The 17,701-nt window shown below is 44.6% G+C and carries 19 protein-coding genes and 2 pseudogenes; 17 read left to right on the top strand and 4 right to left on the bottom strand.

Annotated features, from left to right (window positions below; translation table 11 throughout):
- Positions 1-53: 53 nt before the first annotated feature.
- Both AC58PQ_RS12640 and AC58PQ_RS12635 read left to right on the top strand, forming a co-directional pair.
- Positions 54-293 carry a hypothetical protein gene (locus AC58PQ_RS12640; protein WP_497242292.1) on the top strand — a complete coding sequence of 80 codons (240 nt, stop codon included), beginning with the start codon at positions 54-56 and terminating at the stop codon, positions 291-293.
- Positions 294-356: 63 nt separating this feature from the next.
- Positions 357-617, top strand: a complete 261-nt coding sequence (locus tag AC58PQ_RS12635; protein WP_477596236.1) for a DUF3892 domain-containing protein — start codon at positions 357-359, stop codon at positions 615-617.
- A gap of 100 nt (positions 618-717) precedes the next feature.
- Here the strand turns inward: AC58PQ_RS12635 and AC58PQ_RS12630 are convergent, their stop codons facing one another.
- The gene (locus AC58PQ_RS12630) at positions 718-1,002 is read right to left on the bottom strand and encodes a hypothetical protein (RefSeq protein ID WP_497242291.1); all 285 of its coding nucleotides are present in this window, start codon (positions 1,000-1,002) and stop codon (positions 718-720) included.
- A 92-nt stretch (positions 1,003-1,094) separates the two neighbouring features.
- The gene (locus tag AC58PQ_RS12625) at positions 1,095-1,958 is read right to left on the bottom strand and encodes an AraC family transcriptional regulator (RefSeq protein ID WP_497242290.1); all 864 of its coding nucleotides are present in this window, start codon (positions 1,956-1,958) and stop codon (positions 1,095-1,097) included.
- Between the two features lie 142 nt (positions 1,959-2,100).
- Here AC58PQ_RS12625 and AC58PQ_RS12620 point away from each other — a divergent pair, with 142 nt between their 5' ends.
- Positions 2,101-3,303 carry an MFS transporter gene (locus tag AC58PQ_RS12620; RefSeq protein ID WP_497242289.1) on the top strand — a complete coding sequence of 401 codons (1,203 nt, stop codon included), beginning with the start codon at positions 2,101-2,103 and terminating at the stop codon, positions 3,301-3,303.
- A gap of 90 nt (positions 3,304-3,393) precedes the next feature.
- Here the strand turns inward: AC58PQ_RS12620 and AC58PQ_RS12615 are convergent, their stop codons facing one another.
- Positions 3,394-3,582: a hypothetical protein gene (locus AC58PQ_RS12615; RefSeq protein WP_497242288.1), complete on the bottom strand. Its 189-nt coding sequence runs from the start codon at positions 3,580-3,582 to the stop codon at positions 3,394-3,396.
- Between the two features lie 79 nt (positions 3,583-3,661).
- Here AC58PQ_RS12615 and AC58PQ_RS12610 point away from each other — a divergent pair.
- Together AC58PQ_RS12610 and AC58PQ_RS12605 are read left to right on the top strand one after the other, a co-directional pair.
- Positions 3,662-3,939 (top strand): annotated as a pseudogene (locus tag AC58PQ_RS12610) (polysaccharide deacetylase family protein); the annotation flags it as partial.
- Between the two features lie 6 nt (positions 3,940-3,945).
- Positions 3,946-4,185 (top strand): hypothetical protein, encoded by a 240-nt coding sequence (locus AC58PQ_RS12605; protein WP_497242440.1) that lies wholly within the window; start codon positions 3,946-3,948, stop codon positions 4,183-4,185.
- A gap of 334 nt (positions 4,186-4,519) precedes the next feature.
- Here AC58PQ_RS12605 and AC58PQ_RS12600 read toward each other — a convergent pair.
- Positions 4,520-4,682, bottom strand: a pseudogene (locus AC58PQ_RS12600) (IS110 family transposase); the annotation flags it as partial.
- Between the two features lie 610 nt (positions 4,683-5,292).
- Here AC58PQ_RS12600 and AC58PQ_RS12595 point away from each other — a divergent pair.
- From AC58PQ_RS12595 to preA, 12 genes are all read left to right on the top strand, one after another.
- Entirely contained in the window at positions 5,293-7,182 is a 1,890-nt protein-coding gene (locus tag AC58PQ_RS12595) for an acyltransferase family protein (RefSeq protein ID WP_497242287.1), read from the top strand.
- A 494-nt stretch (positions 7,183-7,676) separates the two neighbouring features.
- Positions 7,677-7,880, top strand: a complete 204-nt coding sequence (locus AC58PQ_RS12590; protein ID WP_497242435.1) for a YwbE family protein — start codon at positions 7,677-7,679, stop codon at positions 7,878-7,880.
- Positions 7,881-7,903: 23 nt separating this feature from the next.
- Complete coding sequence (locus AC58PQ_RS12585) at positions 7,904-8,155, top strand: YolD-like family protein (protein WP_173108267.1); 252 nt, start codon at positions 7,904-7,906, stop codon at positions 8,153-8,155.
- Between the two features lie 168 nt (positions 8,156-8,323).
- Positions 8,324-8,509 (top strand): hypothetical protein, encoded by a 186-nt coding sequence (locus tag AC58PQ_RS12580; protein WP_497242286.1) that lies wholly within the window; start codon positions 8,324-8,326, stop codon positions 8,507-8,509.
- A complete protein-coding gene (locus AC58PQ_RS12575) occupies positions 8,497-8,697 on the top strand; it encodes a type II toxin-antitoxin system RelE/ParE family toxin (RefSeq protein WP_497242285.1) in 201 nt (66 codons plus the stop codon). The genes AC58PQ_RS12580 and AC58PQ_RS12575 overlap by 13 nt, the downstream gene beginning before the upstream one ends.
- Positions 8,698-8,912: 215 nt before the next feature.
- The gene (locus AC58PQ_RS12570) at positions 8,913-9,836 is read left to right on the top strand and encodes a tyrosine-type recombinase/integrase (protein ID WP_497242284.1); all 924 of its coding nucleotides are present in this window, start codon (positions 8,913-8,915) and stop codon (positions 9,834-9,836) included.
- Between the two features lie 85 nt (positions 9,837-9,921).
- Positions 9,922-10,845, top strand: a complete 924-nt coding sequence (locus tag AC58PQ_RS12565; protein ID WP_497242283.1) for a S66 peptidase family protein — start codon at positions 9,922-9,924, stop codon at positions 10,843-10,845.
- Positions 10,846-11,267: 422 nt separating this feature from the next.
- Positions 11,268-12,071: an ABC transporter ATP-binding protein gene (locus tag AC58PQ_RS12560; protein ID WP_497242282.1), complete on the top strand. Its 804-nt coding sequence runs from the start codon at positions 11,268-11,270 to the stop codon at positions 12,069-12,071.
- 231 nt (positions 12,072-12,302) lie between these two features.
- Positions 12,303-13,676: an aspartate aminotransferase family protein gene (locus AC58PQ_RS12555; protein ID WP_497242281.1), complete on the top strand. Its 1,374-nt coding sequence runs from the start codon at positions 12,303-12,305 to the stop codon at positions 13,674-13,676.
- 6 nt (positions 13,677-13,682) lie between these two features.
- On the top strand, positions 13,683-14,960 hold the full coding sequence (locus AC58PQ_RS12550; RefSeq protein ID WP_497242280.1) for a M20 family metallo-hydrolase: 1,278 nt from the start codon (positions 13,683-13,685) through the stop codon (positions 14,958-14,960).
- Between the two features lie 39 nt (positions 14,961-14,999).
- Positions 15,000-16,370, top strand: a complete 1,371-nt coding sequence (locus AC58PQ_RS12545; protein ID WP_497242279.1) for an NAD(P)-dependent oxidoreductase — start codon at positions 15,000-15,002, stop codon at positions 16,368-16,370.
- A gap of 34 nt (positions 16,371-16,404) precedes the next feature.
- Positions 16,405-17,700 carry an NAD-dependent dihydropyrimidine dehydrogenase subunit PreA gene (gene preA / locus AC58PQ_RS12540; RefSeq protein WP_497242278.1) on the top strand — a complete coding sequence of 432 codons (1,296 nt, stop codon included), beginning with the start codon at positions 16,405-16,407 and terminating at the stop codon, positions 17,698-17,700.
- The last annotated feature ends 1 nt before the right edge of the window (position 17,701 follow it).

The raw sequence follows: 17,701 nt of genomic DNA, 5'->3' as shown, positions 1-17,701 counted from the left end.
ACTGTGTTGCCTACATTAATTGGGTATGCAAAACATCAGCTGGGGGTATTACCATGCCGCAACAAAAGGAACTTGGTTTAGCGCAAATCAAAGAAGTTGCCCACAAGGCAGAGCAAGCCGCAGAGCAAACGCTGCAAGTTGCACAGCAAATCTATTCACAAGCTACAGCAGCAGCCCTTACGGAGGCTGAGCAGCAGCTAGAGGATCTTCAAACCCAAATCAAGCAAGCGCAGCAAAAGACAGAAGATCTGAAGCAGGAGATCCAAACGCAGAGTGAGTCTTCGCAGTCATAGAAGTTGAAACCCCACTTTCAGTGGGGGAGTACTAAAATTGGAGTAGAACAGGAGGAAATCTATATGCCGCGACGTCAAAGTGGTCCACATACGATTGATCCGAATAAAGCGATGATCCAATCGGTGCATTATGAAGATGGGAGTATCCAAGCTGTTCAATTTCAAAATGGTCAAGTGGTGGATGTTCAGACTGCGATTGAAATGACCGAAGCTGATTTAATCGAAGATGCGAATACGGGTGTGAATCGAAAGGGCGAGAAAACCTTGCGTTCGTATCCAGATGGTGATCCAAGCAATAATCTATCGAATTTACCTCGGTTTTAAAGGTGATTGATTCAAAAGCTGTTTACCTTTCGGTGAGCAGCTTTTTTGGCATTAAAAAAGCTGCTGAGTGGTCTCAGCAGCTGTGAATGCGGTTACAGGTTTACTTTTTAAAATAGCCTCCGACATAATGGTAGACAACGCCAAGAGCACCGAGATAGTACGCAATTTTGAGAATGAAATCGGTATGATCTAGCGGCATCATGTTGGAAAGCAAGAATAAAGGGAACACAAAGTACAATAGGTCTTTCAAGTAAGACGTAACCGAAGAGCTGGAGAAAGTTCCTGCTGCAAACGATTTGAACAAATCTACTACAAAGCTAAGACCCATGACCCCTAAGACAATCCACATTGCATAAAGCATTAAACCCGATAGTGTAAGTGCCATGTCTGATTCACCTCCACATACGAAGATTTGCTTTCAATCTATCATATGCAGCAATGTGACAAGTCGTGCTAAGTAGGCGAAAATTTTTGCAGCTAAGTATGCATCGTATTTCGAAAGATGAGTGGAGAAACGCCTACATATTTCTTGAAAATCCGTGAGAAGTAGAAAACATCCTTGTAACCTAGTGAATCGGCAATTTCCTTTACGGAATTCGTCGTGTTTAATAAAATATTTTTGGCTTCTGCCATTTTCATTCTGTGCATGTACGTATTTAGTGGATAGCCGGAATATTCACTGACGATTCTGCGAAGGGTAGAAAGTGAGATATGATGCCGTTTAGCGATACTTTGTGCGTCAAACGGTTGATATAACGAATCGCTGAGTTCGTCAATAAGATGGATGAATTGCTGTGTCTTCGTCGTTTCCGTTGTAGTTTCAGCACGTTGGATGAACTCAAATAGTAATGACTCCACAAGCAAGGCTGCCCGATCAATATTGGCGGGAATGCCACTTTCCATCCCAATGAATATGCGCTCAATCCGATTATGCTGTGCAGCATCTTCATAGCCCACTTGCTTCACTTGATCTAGCTCCGTGAGCCAGCTGTTTTGCCATTCCTTTACGCGGCTGCCTTTAAGAGTGAAATAATACTCATCCCAGTAACCTCCGGGATCGGGACCAAATTGATAGACCTGATTCGGACGAAAGAAGAAGAGGCTGCCGCTTTCAACCTTTTGAACAGGTCCGTCATTGACTCGGTATGTTCCCTTGCCTCCAGCGATATAGACAATAGCAAAGTTCTCGAACGTGGCATGTTCCCGATACATAATCCGACCAGGTAAATGTCCAACATGGAGAATTCGAAGGGATTGCAGTTTTAATTTACTGGCATCGATGGGTAAAGTGATGATTCGAAGAGGATAGGGACTTATCGTATCGTCCATGAACCTAGGCATAACATACATTCCTTCCGAGCTAACTCCGTGGTATGATATTGAAAGTTAAACCGCATAAACTTTCGTCTATTTTCATTATAAGTGAGAATCCATGCCCACGTAACCTAGTTTACCAAAATTTTGTTCAGAAAGTGAGTACAACATGACGACCGCGCTAAAACGATTATTACTGATGAGTGTAAGTTCTGGGATTATCTTTAACTATATGGGGATATTTATAAACCTTTTTATTTGGGAAAAAGGAAATCAAATCTTCGACGTTGCGTGGTTCAACCTCATTATGTTTCTTGCATGGGGAGTTGCTTTTATGTTCGGTGCGAATCTCTTATCCAAGTTCACGATTGGCTCCGTGATGCGAGTTGCTGCTATTGGTGCGGGTATCACCTTCGTCCTTCTTTCTTGGGTGCATTTTGAGCCGAAAATCCTATACATTACATTAATCGCAATTCCCGTTGGACTTACGAATGGCCTATACGGAGCTGCACAAAATATGGGGATCTCCCTTTTCGGAAAAGGGAAGGAGTTTACCGCTTTTTTCTCGGCTACGAATGTGATCGGTCAAGCGATTTCTTTCCTAAATCCATTGCTATTCGCGGTTATTATTAAGTGGTTGGGCTTTACTGCTTCCTTCTTTATCATGTTCATCTTCATCGCACTTATGATTTTCACTTCCTATTTCGTACCACCAATTTCCTTGAAAGATGCGAAAGAGCCTGTGTTTCGTAAGTTCGGCATGGGCCAAATATTCACAACACCGCAGCTGAAATGGATGATTCCATCGCTTGTTGCTGGCGGGTTTTTTATACAGTTTCAAGGCATTTTCTCGCTGATTTTCACCTTTTCGGTCACGCAAGATAAGCTCAACATCGCCTTACTGCAAATCATGTATACGACATTCACCGTTGCATGTGTATTCATTTATCGCCGGTTTAGTCGTACTCGTCAGATAAGTGACAACAATTGGTTAACCTTTGGCATGGGAGCCGCGGCAGTTGGTTTCCTATTAGCCTTATTCCCAACACCGTTGATTCTCATTCTATCCAACATTTTAACGACGATCGGATTGTTTTTCTTCTTTACGATTTGGAGCGCTAGGCAATTTCTTGCGACCTATCAATTAGAGCCGGTTCATCAAACGCGCGTGATGGTATGGCGGGAGCTCATCCTTGTTATTTCACGAATGTTCCTGCTGGCGTTGATCCTCGGGATTCAGGACTTTGATGGATACGTATTTAAGGCTGTGATGATCTTTAGTTTCTCAAGTGCCTTGTTAATCCCCTATTTTTCAAAAAAAAGCGTTGAATCAGCAGAGAAGAATGTCATTAAACGTGTGGATGTCCAATGACACAAAAGTGCCTACATAAAGCAGGCGCTACCCCGGTGGATAAAAAAAGGTATTCAAGAAAATTATAAGAAATACTTGAAAACTAGGAGGTTAGAAATATGCTAAGAACAAGGTATTAGCCATACTTCTACTTATATTGATATCGGTAATCGTATGTGGCTGCCATTCTGAAGCTGTGCCAAGGACGAATTCGAGCACATCAAACCATAATGGATCGATAAAGGAGTCCGCCGTCTCTTCCCCAAGTCCCACTTCATAGATAAAAGAAGCGTTACCCATCGCAACTCTAAGGCCACAGTCGTCCACGTCTAGTAAAAATGAAGCGGTACCCGTCGCAACTCCACGGCCACAGTCGTCCATGTCCAGTAAAAAAGAAGCGTACCTGACTTTTGATGACGGCCCCTCAACGAATACTGAACCGATTTTGGAAACGTTGAAAGAATATGGTATCAAAGCAACATTTTTTGTGAACGGAATGAAAAAAAAGAAGAGATCGCACTTTGCAAACGGATCGCTAAGGAAGGTCATGTCATCGGATTGCATGGGTTTTCGCATGATAATGCGCATGTTTACGACTCCGTCGCTGCTTACCAGGCGGATTTGAATAAACTCTCGAATCAACTCGAGAGGACAATTGGAAATATGTCGGAAATTCTTCGTTTTCCAGGTGGATCAAACAATACGGTCAGCCGCAAATCGGGTGGGTTAGGCATCATGGACAAACTTATCGAGGAAGTTACTCGACAGGGCTACGCATACTTCGACTGGAACGTCGACGGGAAAGATGCAGAGGAGTCAGTGCAAGACAAGAGCACGTACAGTGCTCAAAGAAAGCGAAGGGAAGAAGGACATCATCGTCCTCCTGCACGATGTGGGCAATAAGAAAACCACTGTACAGGCGCTACCCGAAATAATCGAGGGACTGCAGAAGAAAGGATTTACGTTTAAGACGCTGAACAAACAGTCTTTTACGGTGCACTTGAATTAATTGTCCTCAGACGAAGAAAACACTTGGATCAACACCAATAAAGGCAACCAGTTTCTTTGTGTGATCAAAACGATGATTTCCCGTGCCAATACCGGGTAATGATTGGATTAGATCAAACGCGTTCCAAGCACCATGAGACTGATTTGCTACGTCCAGTAAGACGCCCGATTGCAGTTGTAATCTCCGTGTCGGACATTTCTAGGACCTCTCTAGACGTTGGATGTAAAACCAGAAATTGCAGGGACATTTTTGAATAAAGGTCACCAAACAGACCGTGATATTCAAGGGAAACTTGATCTAAAATAGACTGAAACTGCAGGTTTACTTGGACATACATGCCCGTTAAAGATTCATGTTGTCGTGTTAGATTGCCTAAATTCAGTGATGATGTTCAGATAGTGGTGTCATCCAAAAACTGATTATTAGGTACTCCACGCTCTAAAAAATCTCGTGCATGGCTCTTTCCCTTTGAAATATCAAAAACCAATGACTGGATTCATGACATCACTCCTCTATTATTTTCACCGGCTACCCATAACCTTCTTGTCTTGTACACTATCGAATGTGATACGGGATATCTACAAGGAATCTGGTTTTCAATCGTTATCGGATTTTACTACATATCCGCTTTTTACTCAAAGATGATCCCCTTCGTTTTTATTCAGGCCATTACAGGCAATTATCCAGCGCTGTCTCCAGATCTATATTTTGGTAGACATCATCTTTGGGTAGTGATACGAATCCTCTACATCTACAACCTGAATCTTTTTCTGTTTTCTTAGATAATCAAATGCGGTATTTATCATTTAATTAATATCCCCTTCTTGATGTAGCGCGTCTACAACAGTAAGACGATTAAGTTTAACAAAAAGTTTGTGGTGCTAGTAAAACTGATTCGAACTAATTTAGACATAAATGTAGTGAAATTTACATGCAAACTTTTTAAACTAATCGTTCGTCTTATCGATATTAAAATAAATTAAGGCGAGGGATTGAGGACAATGAAAGGCACCTTGGGAACATTTCATCATAACAACAAAAGAAGACAGCGTATGGTTAAGCATAGTTCTAGAGTTAAACGTTACATGCCGGGATTGGATGGACTTAGAGCACTTTCTGTAATGGCAGTAATTGCTTATCATTTCAACTTTAAATGGGCTTCTGGGGGGCTCTTGGGGGTCGGGATTTTCTTTGTTCTGTCCGGTTACCTGATCACGGATCAACTCATCACGCAGTGGAAACGAAACAAAAGTCTTGATCTGAAAGAATTCTGGATTAGACGAGCGCGTCGATTGCTGCCAGCTATGTTCACAATGTTAGCCTTTGTTGCCATTTGGTTGATCCTGGTTGACAAATCCCGATTAATCGCATTGAAAATCGACTTTCTTTCAGCAACGCTTTATTTCAATAACTGGTGGCTTATTTTCCATAAGGTATCGTATTTTGAAAGTTTTGGCCCTCCTTCTCCTATCGGACATCTTTGGTCTTTAGCAGTTGAGGAGCAGTTTTACATTATATGGCCATTAGTTCTTATCATTCTGTTGCGTACTGTACCTCAAAGAGGCAAAGTTTTCTTACTCACACTTGTTGGTGCAGCTGTTTCGGTACTAGTTATGGCGATGATCTACGTACCGGGAATGGATCCAAGTCGAGTTTACTACGGCACTGACACCAGAATATTTGCTCTGCTTATTGGCGCCGCTCTTGCCATCGTCTGGCCAAGTCAGAATATAGCTGCTAATATATCTCGTAGATCTCGAAATCTCTTGGATTTGACTGGAGGAATTGGATTATTCATCATCATTCTTATGATTTGGCGAACCAATGAATACGGAGACTATCTCTACTATGGCGGACTTATGTTTTTCTCTATCATATCTGCGATTGTAGTCGCAGTACTCGCCCATCCGGCAAGCCGCCTTGCAAAGCACATGGGATGTGGTCTTTTGCGCTGGATCGGCGTTCGCTCCTATAGTCTTTATATTTGGCATTACCCTGTCATCATTCTAACTAGTCCTACTATTGAGACCGGTTCCTCGGGCATTATTCGTATTTTTTTTCAAATAGTGGCTAGTCTACTTCTTGCATCATTATCATGGAGATACATCGAGGAACCTATACGCAATGGTTTAATAGGAAAAATATGGGGGAAAATGAATATGAATCCGAAGCTAATATATCGTCAACTGTTATTTATTATCACAGTAAGTCCACTCCTATTTTTATCTGTATCCTGCAGCAACAAAGTGGATTCGTCCATTTCAGTCAAAGCAACTTCAGAAACTGCTATTCAAAATATGAAAGATCAATCCGATACTTCGTCACATTCTAAAAATGAGGAATCAATAAATGCACTAGCTGAATTACCTAATACTCCTAATCCTAAAGATCAGATAATGAACACCCCAATCACCAAGAAAGAGTCCAATACTGGGGTTACAGCTATTGGCGATTCAGTTATCCTTGATGCCGCTCCCTTCCTGGAAAAAAGTCTGCCAGGCATCGTGATCGATGGCAAGGTTGGCAGGCAAATGTCACAAGCTCAAGAAGTAGTCGATCAGCTCAAAGCGAACGGAAAACTTGGCAGTCGGGTTATTATTGAGCTAGGTACCAACGGGCCGTTTAACAGCAAAGAACTACGAAAATTACTTACATCACTCGGTGAAGTTCAGCAAATCGTACTTGTGAATACTCGTGTTCCGAAAAAATGGCAAGACACAGTCAATTCAGCACTAAAGGAAGTCTCTGCAGATTATCAGAATGCTACACTTGTAGACTGGTATTCATCAAGTCAAGGAAAGGATAATTACTTCAGTGAAGACGGCGTTCACCTTAAACAGGAGGGGGCGAAGTTCTACGCCGAACTTGTCACGAAAGCCATTCAGCAGTAAGAGTATTGCAGTATTGCAATAGACTACAAGTGGCAAGCAAAGGGCGTTGGAAAGATTAGATCTAGAAAATGAACAGACTTAGTTGGGCAAGTAATATTGATGATCCAACTAGAATTTGGCTCGATTATGTTTTTAAACAAGCAACCACTAAGTGCTACTGATGAGTAAAATAATGACTTGGTTGAAAAATGGAGCTGGGTTACGTAAACAAGGAAAGAATTTACCACATACGATAAGCTAAGACCTCAATTTTGAAGAATAATTTGTAAAGGAAAAGCATCATTGATGGATGGACAACATCGGCTTGGTGAGATATACGATACATTCAAGAGACAAATCCCGACATTTATGTGCAATTTTTTAATTTAATGAGATAAATTATTAATGTCATTAATTAAATATTCGTGGTAAAATCCTTGATCGGGATGGGGTAGATGAGGAAACTATGGTATAATAAATCACACTATGGCATGAAAGCAGGCGACATAAGCAGCATGAATGGACAAAATCGGAAAGATGTTGTACCTGGCAGAGAAGTGAACATTGTGTTAAAGCAAGACCAACGAAGCGGGAAACTTACACGCGGGATCGTGAAGGATTTATTAACGAACTCAACTACACATCCCCATGGTATAAAAGTAAGACTCACGGATGGCCAAGTAGGTCGCGTGAAGGAGATCATTACGCCGTCTACCTGACGGATCATGGAGGAGAACAGAGCATGGCAAAAGCAAAAGTAGCGAAGCGGCCTACGCGAGATGAATTCGTACTAGAAGAAATCGGGAACCAACTGTCCGAAGCGAAGATGGAAAATTCCGAGATTGTGCTGACCGTGTGGGGACGCGAAGAAACGGTGCGCGGCACGATCGCGACGATGGATTCACGTACGGGCAGAGTACATATGGATTGTAAAGGCGAGTTGGATAAGGTGCCTTTTATGGATATTATGAAGGTGGAGTATCCGAGGGATTGACCGAAAGAATCGGGGGGGGGGGCTATAAGGTCTAAAAAGACTTTACAAGCCTCTTTTTTCAAATACTTTGAAAAAAGGAAACTTCGAGATTACTAATTATGTAAACACCTTAAAACCACTAATGAATTATAATGGAGTCAACAAAACTAATTAAACTGAGGTGACCTAATGATGAGCATCAAAGGAGATGTCATAAAATTGATTCAGGAACTACCAGACAATGCCACGATTGAGGATATATTATATAAGCTTTATGTTCGGGCACGGATCGAAGAAGGAGTAAGGGAATTAGATGAAGGAAAAGGAATAAAGCATGAAGAAGCGATGGAGAGAATTAGTAAATGGCTCAATTAATCTGGTCTCCTAGGGCTATTGCAGATTTGGAGATAATATATGAGTATATTCAACAAGATTCAATTGATCATGCTCGAAAGTTTATTAAAGAATTAATTGAAGAAGTGACCACGATACTCGAATTTCCACTATCTGGAAGGGTTGTTCCTGAATTTAAAGATCAAAAGACGCGAGAAAAAAATTTATAAGAATTATCGAATGATATATAGATTACAATCACAAGACGTGGAAATAATTACGATAGTACATCAAGCTAGACGATTAAATAAACAAGATTATTAAAAGACATCATGTATACTTTGAGTGTGCAACTCACCCATGATGTTTTTATTTTTTGTTTATAAAAATTGCACTAAATCTATATTTAACGCAATTTAGTTTGTAACGGACGGAGATTGACAGCATGGACACTAATCTAGCCTATGATGATGAGTATTTGGAGCTTTTTGACTCCTGGATGAAGGATCAGGGGTTTACGAAACGAACACAGCAAGCGTACCTTGGGGATGTGCGTTTATTTTTATCGAGCCTCGGAGAGAAAGCTTTGCCGACGATCGAGGCAATTGATATTATGCGTTTCTTGACGAGGATGCGTCAGGGTGGCGCAGGGGATGCAGCGAGGAATCGGTACCTCTCCTCGATACGCACATTTTTCGCAGCGCTTGTTGAGCTGCAGATTGTCGTTCACAATCCTTCCATGACAGTTAAGAAATCGAAGGTGGAGAAAAATCCAGTTCCGACCTTTCTAAGTGAGGAGCTGCTATCTGTCTTTTTGCAATCCATCGAAGGGAAATACCAGATTCGCAATGTGGCGATGTTCCTATTGATGAGCTATGCAGGCTTGCGGGTCAGTGAGCTCCACCGATTGAATATCTCGGACTTCAACCGAGGAACGAATTCGTTGATGGTCCTAGGTAAAGGGCGGAAGTGGCGTGTAATCCCGCTTCCGAACGAAATCGTTCACGTGCTCCAACGTGCACTTGTTGAACGTATGGAAGCGAAGAGCGGGGCGGAGCAGCCTTTCTTTGTATCCCAATTCGGTCGACGCATTAGCATCCGAATGATTCAAACAATTGCCGAAAAGCATTTCGGCCAATTGAAAGTGCAGTACATCGAGCTGCAAGGCAAGTCATTTTCCAGCCATAAGCTAAGGCATACGTTCGCCACGATGCAAGTGCTTGCCGGGACGGATATCCGGACGCTGCAAGAGCTGCTCGGACATGCGAGCATTCAAACAACGCAGATTTATACGCATGTAGGGGATAAACAAAAACAGGATGCGATGAATCGGGTATCTGCATTTATTCCAGTTGGTATGGGGATTTAGGTGTCATATTTCGATAAAACGGTGCATATAAGGCAAAGATGAGGTTTTCCATTTCTAGACGATGGTTTGGGTAGGAGGTATACGTATGGCAATACGCCCCCCCATATTACAAAGTGGAGCTACGATTGGTATTGTTACGTTAGGAAGTCCACTTGACGCAAGCACGATTGATGCAAGGATTCAGACGCTTGAACAAATGGGTTACAAAGTTATTGTGGGTAAATACGCCTACGTTTATGGGGGGATCGTTGCGGCTACAGCACAGCAGCGAGCGGATGATCTTATGAACATGTTTGTCAATCCGAATGTGAGTATGATTCTGCCTTCAAGAGGAGGTACGGGGGTTAAGGATATTTTGCCCTATCTGGATTACACCATCATAAATAGCAATCCTAAAATCGTAACGGGATATAGTGATATTACGATCTTATTAAATATCCTTTATCAATTTGCCAATTTAATTACGTTTCAAAGCCTATTATTGATTGATTTTAATTCAAGTACACCGGCTTATAACTTCGATCAATTTTATGCTGCAACATCAACGCTTGTGAGTCCCAGAGTCATTCAAAATCCAACAGGCATGCAAATGCATAGCCTTGTGAAAGGTATAGTAAGAGGGCCAATCGTTGGCGGCAACCTTACATCGTTTGTAGGAACACTAGGAACTCCGTTCGAAGTAAATACAAAAGGGAAGATAATCGTTATTGAAGAGACTCATGAACCAACGAATGCGATCTACCGCTATCTAACGCAGTTGATTATGGCGGGGAAATTTCGAGATTGCGTCGGGATCGTGATGGGACAATGTACGGATTGTTCTGTTTCGTATTCTACGACTTATAATGATCTATTTGTCGGTTTAATTGCTCCATTAGGCAAGCCTCTAATGACTAATTTGAGTACAGCTCACGGCATTTACAAAGCAGCGATTCCCATTGGGGCCATGGTTGAACTGGATACGTATACAAACAAACTTACGGTACTTGAACCTACTGTCACAGCCTGACAGCGCTTGAAAATGATTAAAACAAAGAAAGCCGACGGCAGTCACCGCGGCTATTTTTCATTTCTAGTTGATTGAGCGACGTTCTCCCCAATAGTGCGCATCATTTAAGTGGTGTCTTAACAGGAATAGTAATGATAACGCCTTCTTAAATACTTAGCGAATTCACGTTTGGATTGCTTGCGAAATTTGGCTATAGAAGAGAGGACGGAAAAATTGTTTACATAATATTAGTTATGTATTCAATTATCCTTTTATGAATAGAGGTATAGGTTTCCAATTTTACACTATGTCAAATGAAGAAGATGATTTAGGAACACTTTGTATAGTGAAAATTCATAAAATCGTTATATAATATAACATATAAGGTTATCAATACTGACAGACATATAACGCATATGCAAGCGTAAATAAGGAGGAGCCCGATGAATTCAGACTTTTCCGGTCAGAAAGTGGAAATTTCGTTAGAATGCGTCGGTATGGTTTTCGGTAAAAAAGGAAGGCAAGTGACTGTCCTTCAGGATATCACCTTCGATGTAGGCCAGAATGAATTCGTCTCCTTATTTGGGCCTTCAGGCTGTGGCAAATCTACGTTACTTCGACTTATGGCTGATCTGCTTCAGCCGTCCAGTGGTCAGATTACGATTCAAAAGGAACATCCCAAAGAGGTGCGGTTGCGCCGAAAGTTTGGTATTATTTTTCGAACCCCCAACTTGTTTGAATGGCGAACTGTGCGAGAGAATATCGAGCTTCCGCTTGAAGTTCTCGAACAATCTCGCCACACGTATCGAGAAAGAGTAGACCAGCTGCTAGACACAGTAGGTTTAACGAAGTTTAAAGACTATTACCCATGGCAGCTCAGTCTCGGTATGCAGATGAGAGTAGCCATGGCACGAGCGTTATCCCTCGATCCACCCATTCTGTTCATGGATGAACCATTCTCCGCGTTAGACGAATTTACGAAGGACAAATTACAATTGGATTTACTAGAAATGAAGAAAAAAATGAACAAAACCATCGTTTTCGTCACTCGCAGCATTACCGAAGCCGTATTCCTCTCTAATCGGATCATCGTATTATCCGCAAATCCAGGTCGTGTGCATGCGATCCACCAAGTCCCATTAGGTGAACCTCGTACCCTGCAAACGCGAGAATCCCCACTTTTTCATGAATTAAAAGGTGCTATTCGAAAGTCTGTTTACGAGGGTAATGAACCCTCAGAGGATTAACATTCTTTTAATAAGCTAAAGTTTCAATTCACCTTCTAACCCCAACAAACCACTCTGGCAAAACCTAATCTACCAATGAAAAATAACAACAAAAGCTAGGGATGACATCCTCTGTTCGGACATAGAAATATAATAAGAGAAAACGGATATAAGACGAACTGATAAATTCATGGATCGTGGAGGTTATCTGTTTTTTGTGATCCTTGTTTTATCAACTGGAGGGGACTACGTATGAGTGCTCAGGGAGACGTTGATCCATTGAATAAGGAGGAGTTGCTCCAGAAAGATCGCAAATATGTGTGGCACCATATGTCGGCGCATAATGAGAATCCCATGATCGTCGCTTCCGGCGAGGGCAGCTGGGTGACAGATATCGATGGCAATCGTTATTTAGATGGCATGTCGGGATTATGGTGTGTGAATGTCGGTCATGGCAGGAGAGAGATTGCTGAAGCAGCCGCTGAGCAAATGATGAAGATCGCTTATGCGACGCTGATACAATCCCACATCCCCGCCATTGAGTTAGCGGCCAAATTAAATGAGTGGCTCGAAGGGGAGTATCGCATTTTTTACTCCAATTCGGGGTCAGACGCCAATGAAGTCGCGTTCAAAATTGCTCGTCAATATCACCATCAGAATGGAAAACCGAGTAAACATAAGTTCATCGCCCGCCATCGTGCCTATCATGGGAATTCCATGGGTGCCTTGGGCGCAACGGGCCAAGCCCAGCGTAAGTTGAAATACGAACCGCTTGGTGTTGGCTTCCAGCATGTACCTCCTCCATATTGTTATCGGTGTCCTTTCGGACAGACGAAAGATACCTGCAGCTTAGAGTGTGCCAAAGCGATTGAGAATGCCATCGTTTGGGAGGGCGCGGATTCCGTTGCCGGAGTGATCCTGGAGCCCGTTATTACAGGCGGGGGAATGCTTGTTCCACCCGATGCGTATTTACCTATGGTTAGGAGCATTTGTGATAAATATGATGTTTTGCTTATCGTAGATGAAGTCATATGCGGTTTTGGTCGATCGGGCAAGCCCTTCGGGCATCAGAATTACAAGGTGATACCGGACATCGTCACGATGGCCAAAGGCTTAACAAGCGCATATTCACCGCTTTCTGCAACAGCTGTATCGGCCGAATTATATGCCTCTTTCAAAGAGAAAGAGGCAACGAGCCATTTTAGACATATCAATACGTTTGGTGGAAATCCCGTTTCCTGTAAGGTGGCATTAACGAATCTTGAGATTATCGAGCGTGAGGGTCTGGTTCAACGATCGGCTGACATCGGGAATGCGTTCAGAGTTCGGTTAGAGCCGTTGCAACAGCATCCGCACGTTGGGGAAATTCGCATTTTCGGATCAGCCATGGGCATTGAGTTGGTGGAGGATCGTGAATCGAAGCTTCCCGCTTCAGTAGAACGAGTAACGAACATTATTCTAGCATGCAAAAGCAAGGGACTTCTCGTCGGTAAAAATGGGGATACCGTGCCTGGCTACGCCAATATTGTTACGCTAAGTCCTCCATTATCCTCTACGGATGAGGATGTGAATTTTATCATCGAAACCTTACTCACGGTGTTTGGTAACGAGCTAGAGAAAGGATGATCGGACTTGTCGACAAAGCCACAGATCCAAATCAATGCAGAACGTCTAGGGCAACACATTCATGATCTGGCGCAAATTGGGAAAATAGGTGAAACGGGCGTTTGCAGACTTGCCCTATCTAAGGAAGATCGAGCTGGCGTAGAGCTAGTGAAATCTTGGATGGAGGAAGCAGGGATGGAAACGTATATCGATCCCTTCGCTAACTTGATCGGCGTATGGAGCGGGAGTGATCCGCAGGCACCTGTACTTATGCTTGGTTCACATGTCGATTCGCAGCCCTATGGGGGGCGCTTCGATGGCGCAATCGGTGTGCTTGGCGCGATCGAAGCGGTGCAAACCATGATAGAGGAAGGTGTGACTCCAGCTTGCAATATCGAAGTTGTCGCATTCTGTGATGAAGAAGGCAGCCGCTTCAACAAAGGATTGTTCGGGGTTAGGGGCATGACCGGTAAGCTGGAAGTGGATGAATTGGAACGGACGGACAAAAACGGTATCACCCGCCGTGAAGCACTGCTGGAATTCGGCTGTGATCCGGTGGATTTTGAAGGATATACGTTCCAAGAAGGCCGAATCGGAGCTTTTCTAGAGCTGCATATCGAGCAGGGACCTGTCTTGGAGTCGATGAATGAGCCAATTGGTATCGTTAGCGGGATTTCTGGTCCATTATGGCTCACCGTGGAAATGACGGGCTTCGCTGGCCATGCAGGCTCCGTACCGATGTCGATGCGCCATGATGCACTGCTCGGCAGTGCCAAAATCATCGTCGCACTTAATGAACTTGTACGTCGGGAACTAGGGACGCCTACTGTCGGGACGGTCGGATCTATACAGGTATTTCCGGATTCCCGTAACATCATCCCTGAGAAGGTCAGCTTCACGATTGATCTACGAGACATCGACATCTGTCGGCGTAACGCGCTAGAAGCTGAGCTTCTCAGTGTCATCGAGAACGTAGCGTGTGAGCATGGGCTCAGCTATACGATTCGAGAGGATACGAACAGTGAACCTCGCTACTGTGCGAATTGGATCAAACAGACGCTTCACCAGGAAGCGGGTCTGATGGGGATGAAGCCGCCAGAGCTCATGAGCGGCCCTTTCCATGATTCGCTAACGATGTCCTACGTGTGCGACTATGGCATGATTTTCGTTCGCTGCCTCGAGGGCATTAGTCACAATCCCAAGGAATATGCTAGCCCAGAGGATATTACATTGGGAACGGAACTTCTTTATCGGACGGCCCGCCAGATCGCAGTTTTATCGGGATCGCAGACCGGAAACTTATGATCAAATCACGCAACTGTAAATGAGGGAGGAGGAGCGAAGATGAGTACGACATTTATTTCGCTAACGGATTTGAAGCGTAATTTTGCCGAAGTGAAGGCGGGTATGAAGCCCAAAGAGGCGATCGAAGAATCTAACCGCTGCTTGTTCTGTTATGACGCTCCTTGCATGCACGCCTGTCCGACAGGCATTGATATCCCTTCTTTTATAAAAAAGATTGCCTCTGGTAATCTGAAAGGCTCCGCCCGAACGATTATGGATGCCAATCCGGTTGGCGCCTCTTGTTCGAGGGTATGTCCCACAGAGGAATTGTGCGAAGGGGCTTGTGTACTCAATCATTCGTCCAAGCCTATCCTGATTGGTCAATTACAACGTTACGCGACCGATTGGGCGATTAAGAATGAGCAAATTTTATTTAAAGCGGGTGCAAGTAACGGCAAAACAGTCGCTATCGTAGGAAGCGGACCTGCGGGACTTTCCGCAGCTCGTGAGCTAGCCCGCTTCGGTTTTAAGGTCACGGTGTTCGAAGCGAAGGAACAAGCAGGTGGCTTGGATACGTACGGCATCGTGTCGTTCCGGCTGCCGCAGGAAATCTCGCTATGGGAGGTTGAACAAGTACGGCAGCTAGGTGTGGAGTTTCGCATGAACACACGAGTCGGTGTTGATGTAAGCCCTGCGGAGCTGTTAAGTGATTACGATGCTGTTGTGTTAGCAGTTGGGATGTCCAAGGTACCGATGCTTGGCATTGATGGAGAAGAATTGACCGGCGTCTATGATGCCATTGATTTCGTGGAATCAACGAAAAACGCTCCAGATCTCGATGAGTCTCTCATCGGGAAGCGGGTGGCTGTGATTGGTGCGGGAAATACCGCGATTGATGCGGCGACTTGTTCAGTTAGGCTTGGCGCCGAACAGGTGCAGATCGTTTACCGACGAACGCAACAGGAAATGACGGCGTATGATTTTGAATACGAGTTTGCGAAGCTCGATGGCGTTGCTTTTCAGTGGCTAACGGCGCCGAAACGGATCATCGGTGATGCGCAGGGGAACGTCGTTGGCATCGAATGTGTGAGGATGGAACTCGTGGAGTCTGATGAGGGTGGGCGCAAACGACCGGTACCTATTGCAGACTCCGAATTCATCATCGACGTGGAGGCGGTGATCAAAGCGATCGGCCAAACGAAGCATCTTTCGCTCATAGAGCAGCTCGGGCTGGCACATTCACGTGGCACGGTGACATTGGTTGATTCAGCCACAGGGATGACGTCAAATCCGAAAGTGTACGCGGCAGGCGATGTGATCTTCGGCGATGGACATGGCGAAGCGATGGTGGTATCGGCTGCCCAGCAAGGTAAGCTAACGGCGTATGCGATTTATAAGCAGCTAGTGAAAGGGCAAGAGGCGTCAGCTTGAGGTAGGGTTACTACAGAATCAGGAGGGATTCACCATGGCTGATTTACGAACGAATCTGGCTGGAATTGTGTCACCCAACCCGTTCTGGTTGGCATCGGCTCCACCGACGAACACGGGGTATCAGGTTCAGCGGGCTTTTGAAGCGGGATGGGGAGGCGCGGTGTGGAAAACGCTTGGCGATCCGATTATCAATACGTCCTCACGTTTTGCTGCCGTGCATTTTAATGGGCAACGTGTGGCGGGCTTCAACAATATCGAGCTGATTACCGACCGTCCGCTTGAGGTCAATCTCAAAGAAATATATGAAACGAAGAAGCGTTTTCCGAATCATGCGCTGGTTGTGTCACTAATGGTCGAGCCCAAGCGAGAGAAATGGCACGAGATCGTTAAAAAGGTCGAAGCCGTAGGCGTGGACGGACTTGAGCTGAACTTCGGCTGTCCGCACGGGATGGCAGAGCGCGGCATGGGCGCGGCATCTGGGCAGCAGCCAGACCTTGTTGAGGCGCAAACGATGTGGGCGAAGGAAGCTGCACAAACACCTGTGATTGTGAAGCTGACGCCGAACATCACCGATATCACAAGCACGGCTCTAGCAGCAGTACGTGGCGGGGCAGATGCGATTTCGCTCATCAACACGATTAACTCGCTAGCTGGTGTTGATATCGACTCGTGGAACACCATTCCACATGTTGGCGGCAAAGGTTCCCACGGCGGCTATTGCGGTCCTGCTGTGAAGCCGATCGCTCTCCACATGGTCGCGGATTGTGCGCGCAATCCAGGGGTGAATATTCCGATTTCCGGCATTGGCGGCATTTCCAATTGGCGTGATGCGGTTGAATTTATGCTGATGGGTGCAACTGGCGTACAGGTTTGTACTGCCGCCATGCACCATGGCTTCCGGATTGTAGAGGACATGATTGATGGGCTGAACAACTATTTGGATGAAAAAGGCCTTGCCAGTGTCTCCGAGCTCATCGGAAAATCCGTTCCGCGCTACTCCGATTGGGGAAATTTGGATTTGAATTATGCCGTGGTTGCCAAGATCGACACAGAAACGTGTATTAACTGCAATAAGTGCCATATTGCCTGCGAGGATACCTCGCATCAATGTATTGAGAGACATACGGATGATCAAGGGAAGTCCTTTTTGCAAGTGAGGGAAGAGGACTGTGTAGGATGTAACTTATGCGCGATTGTGTGTCCTGTTGATGGTGCGATCACAATGGTTGAGGTGACAGGAACTGAGGAGCCAATGACATGGAACGAGCGTCAAGAGGCCGTTGGCAGGCTGTCAGAGGGTAAAAATGCCGATAAGAAGGAGGCTGTGTAGC

The organism is Paenibacillus sp. J22P143 (assembly GCF_059692035.1).
The sequence above is the reverse complement of the archived record's forward strand: the minus strand, read 5'-3'. Positions and strand labels throughout refer to the sequence as shown.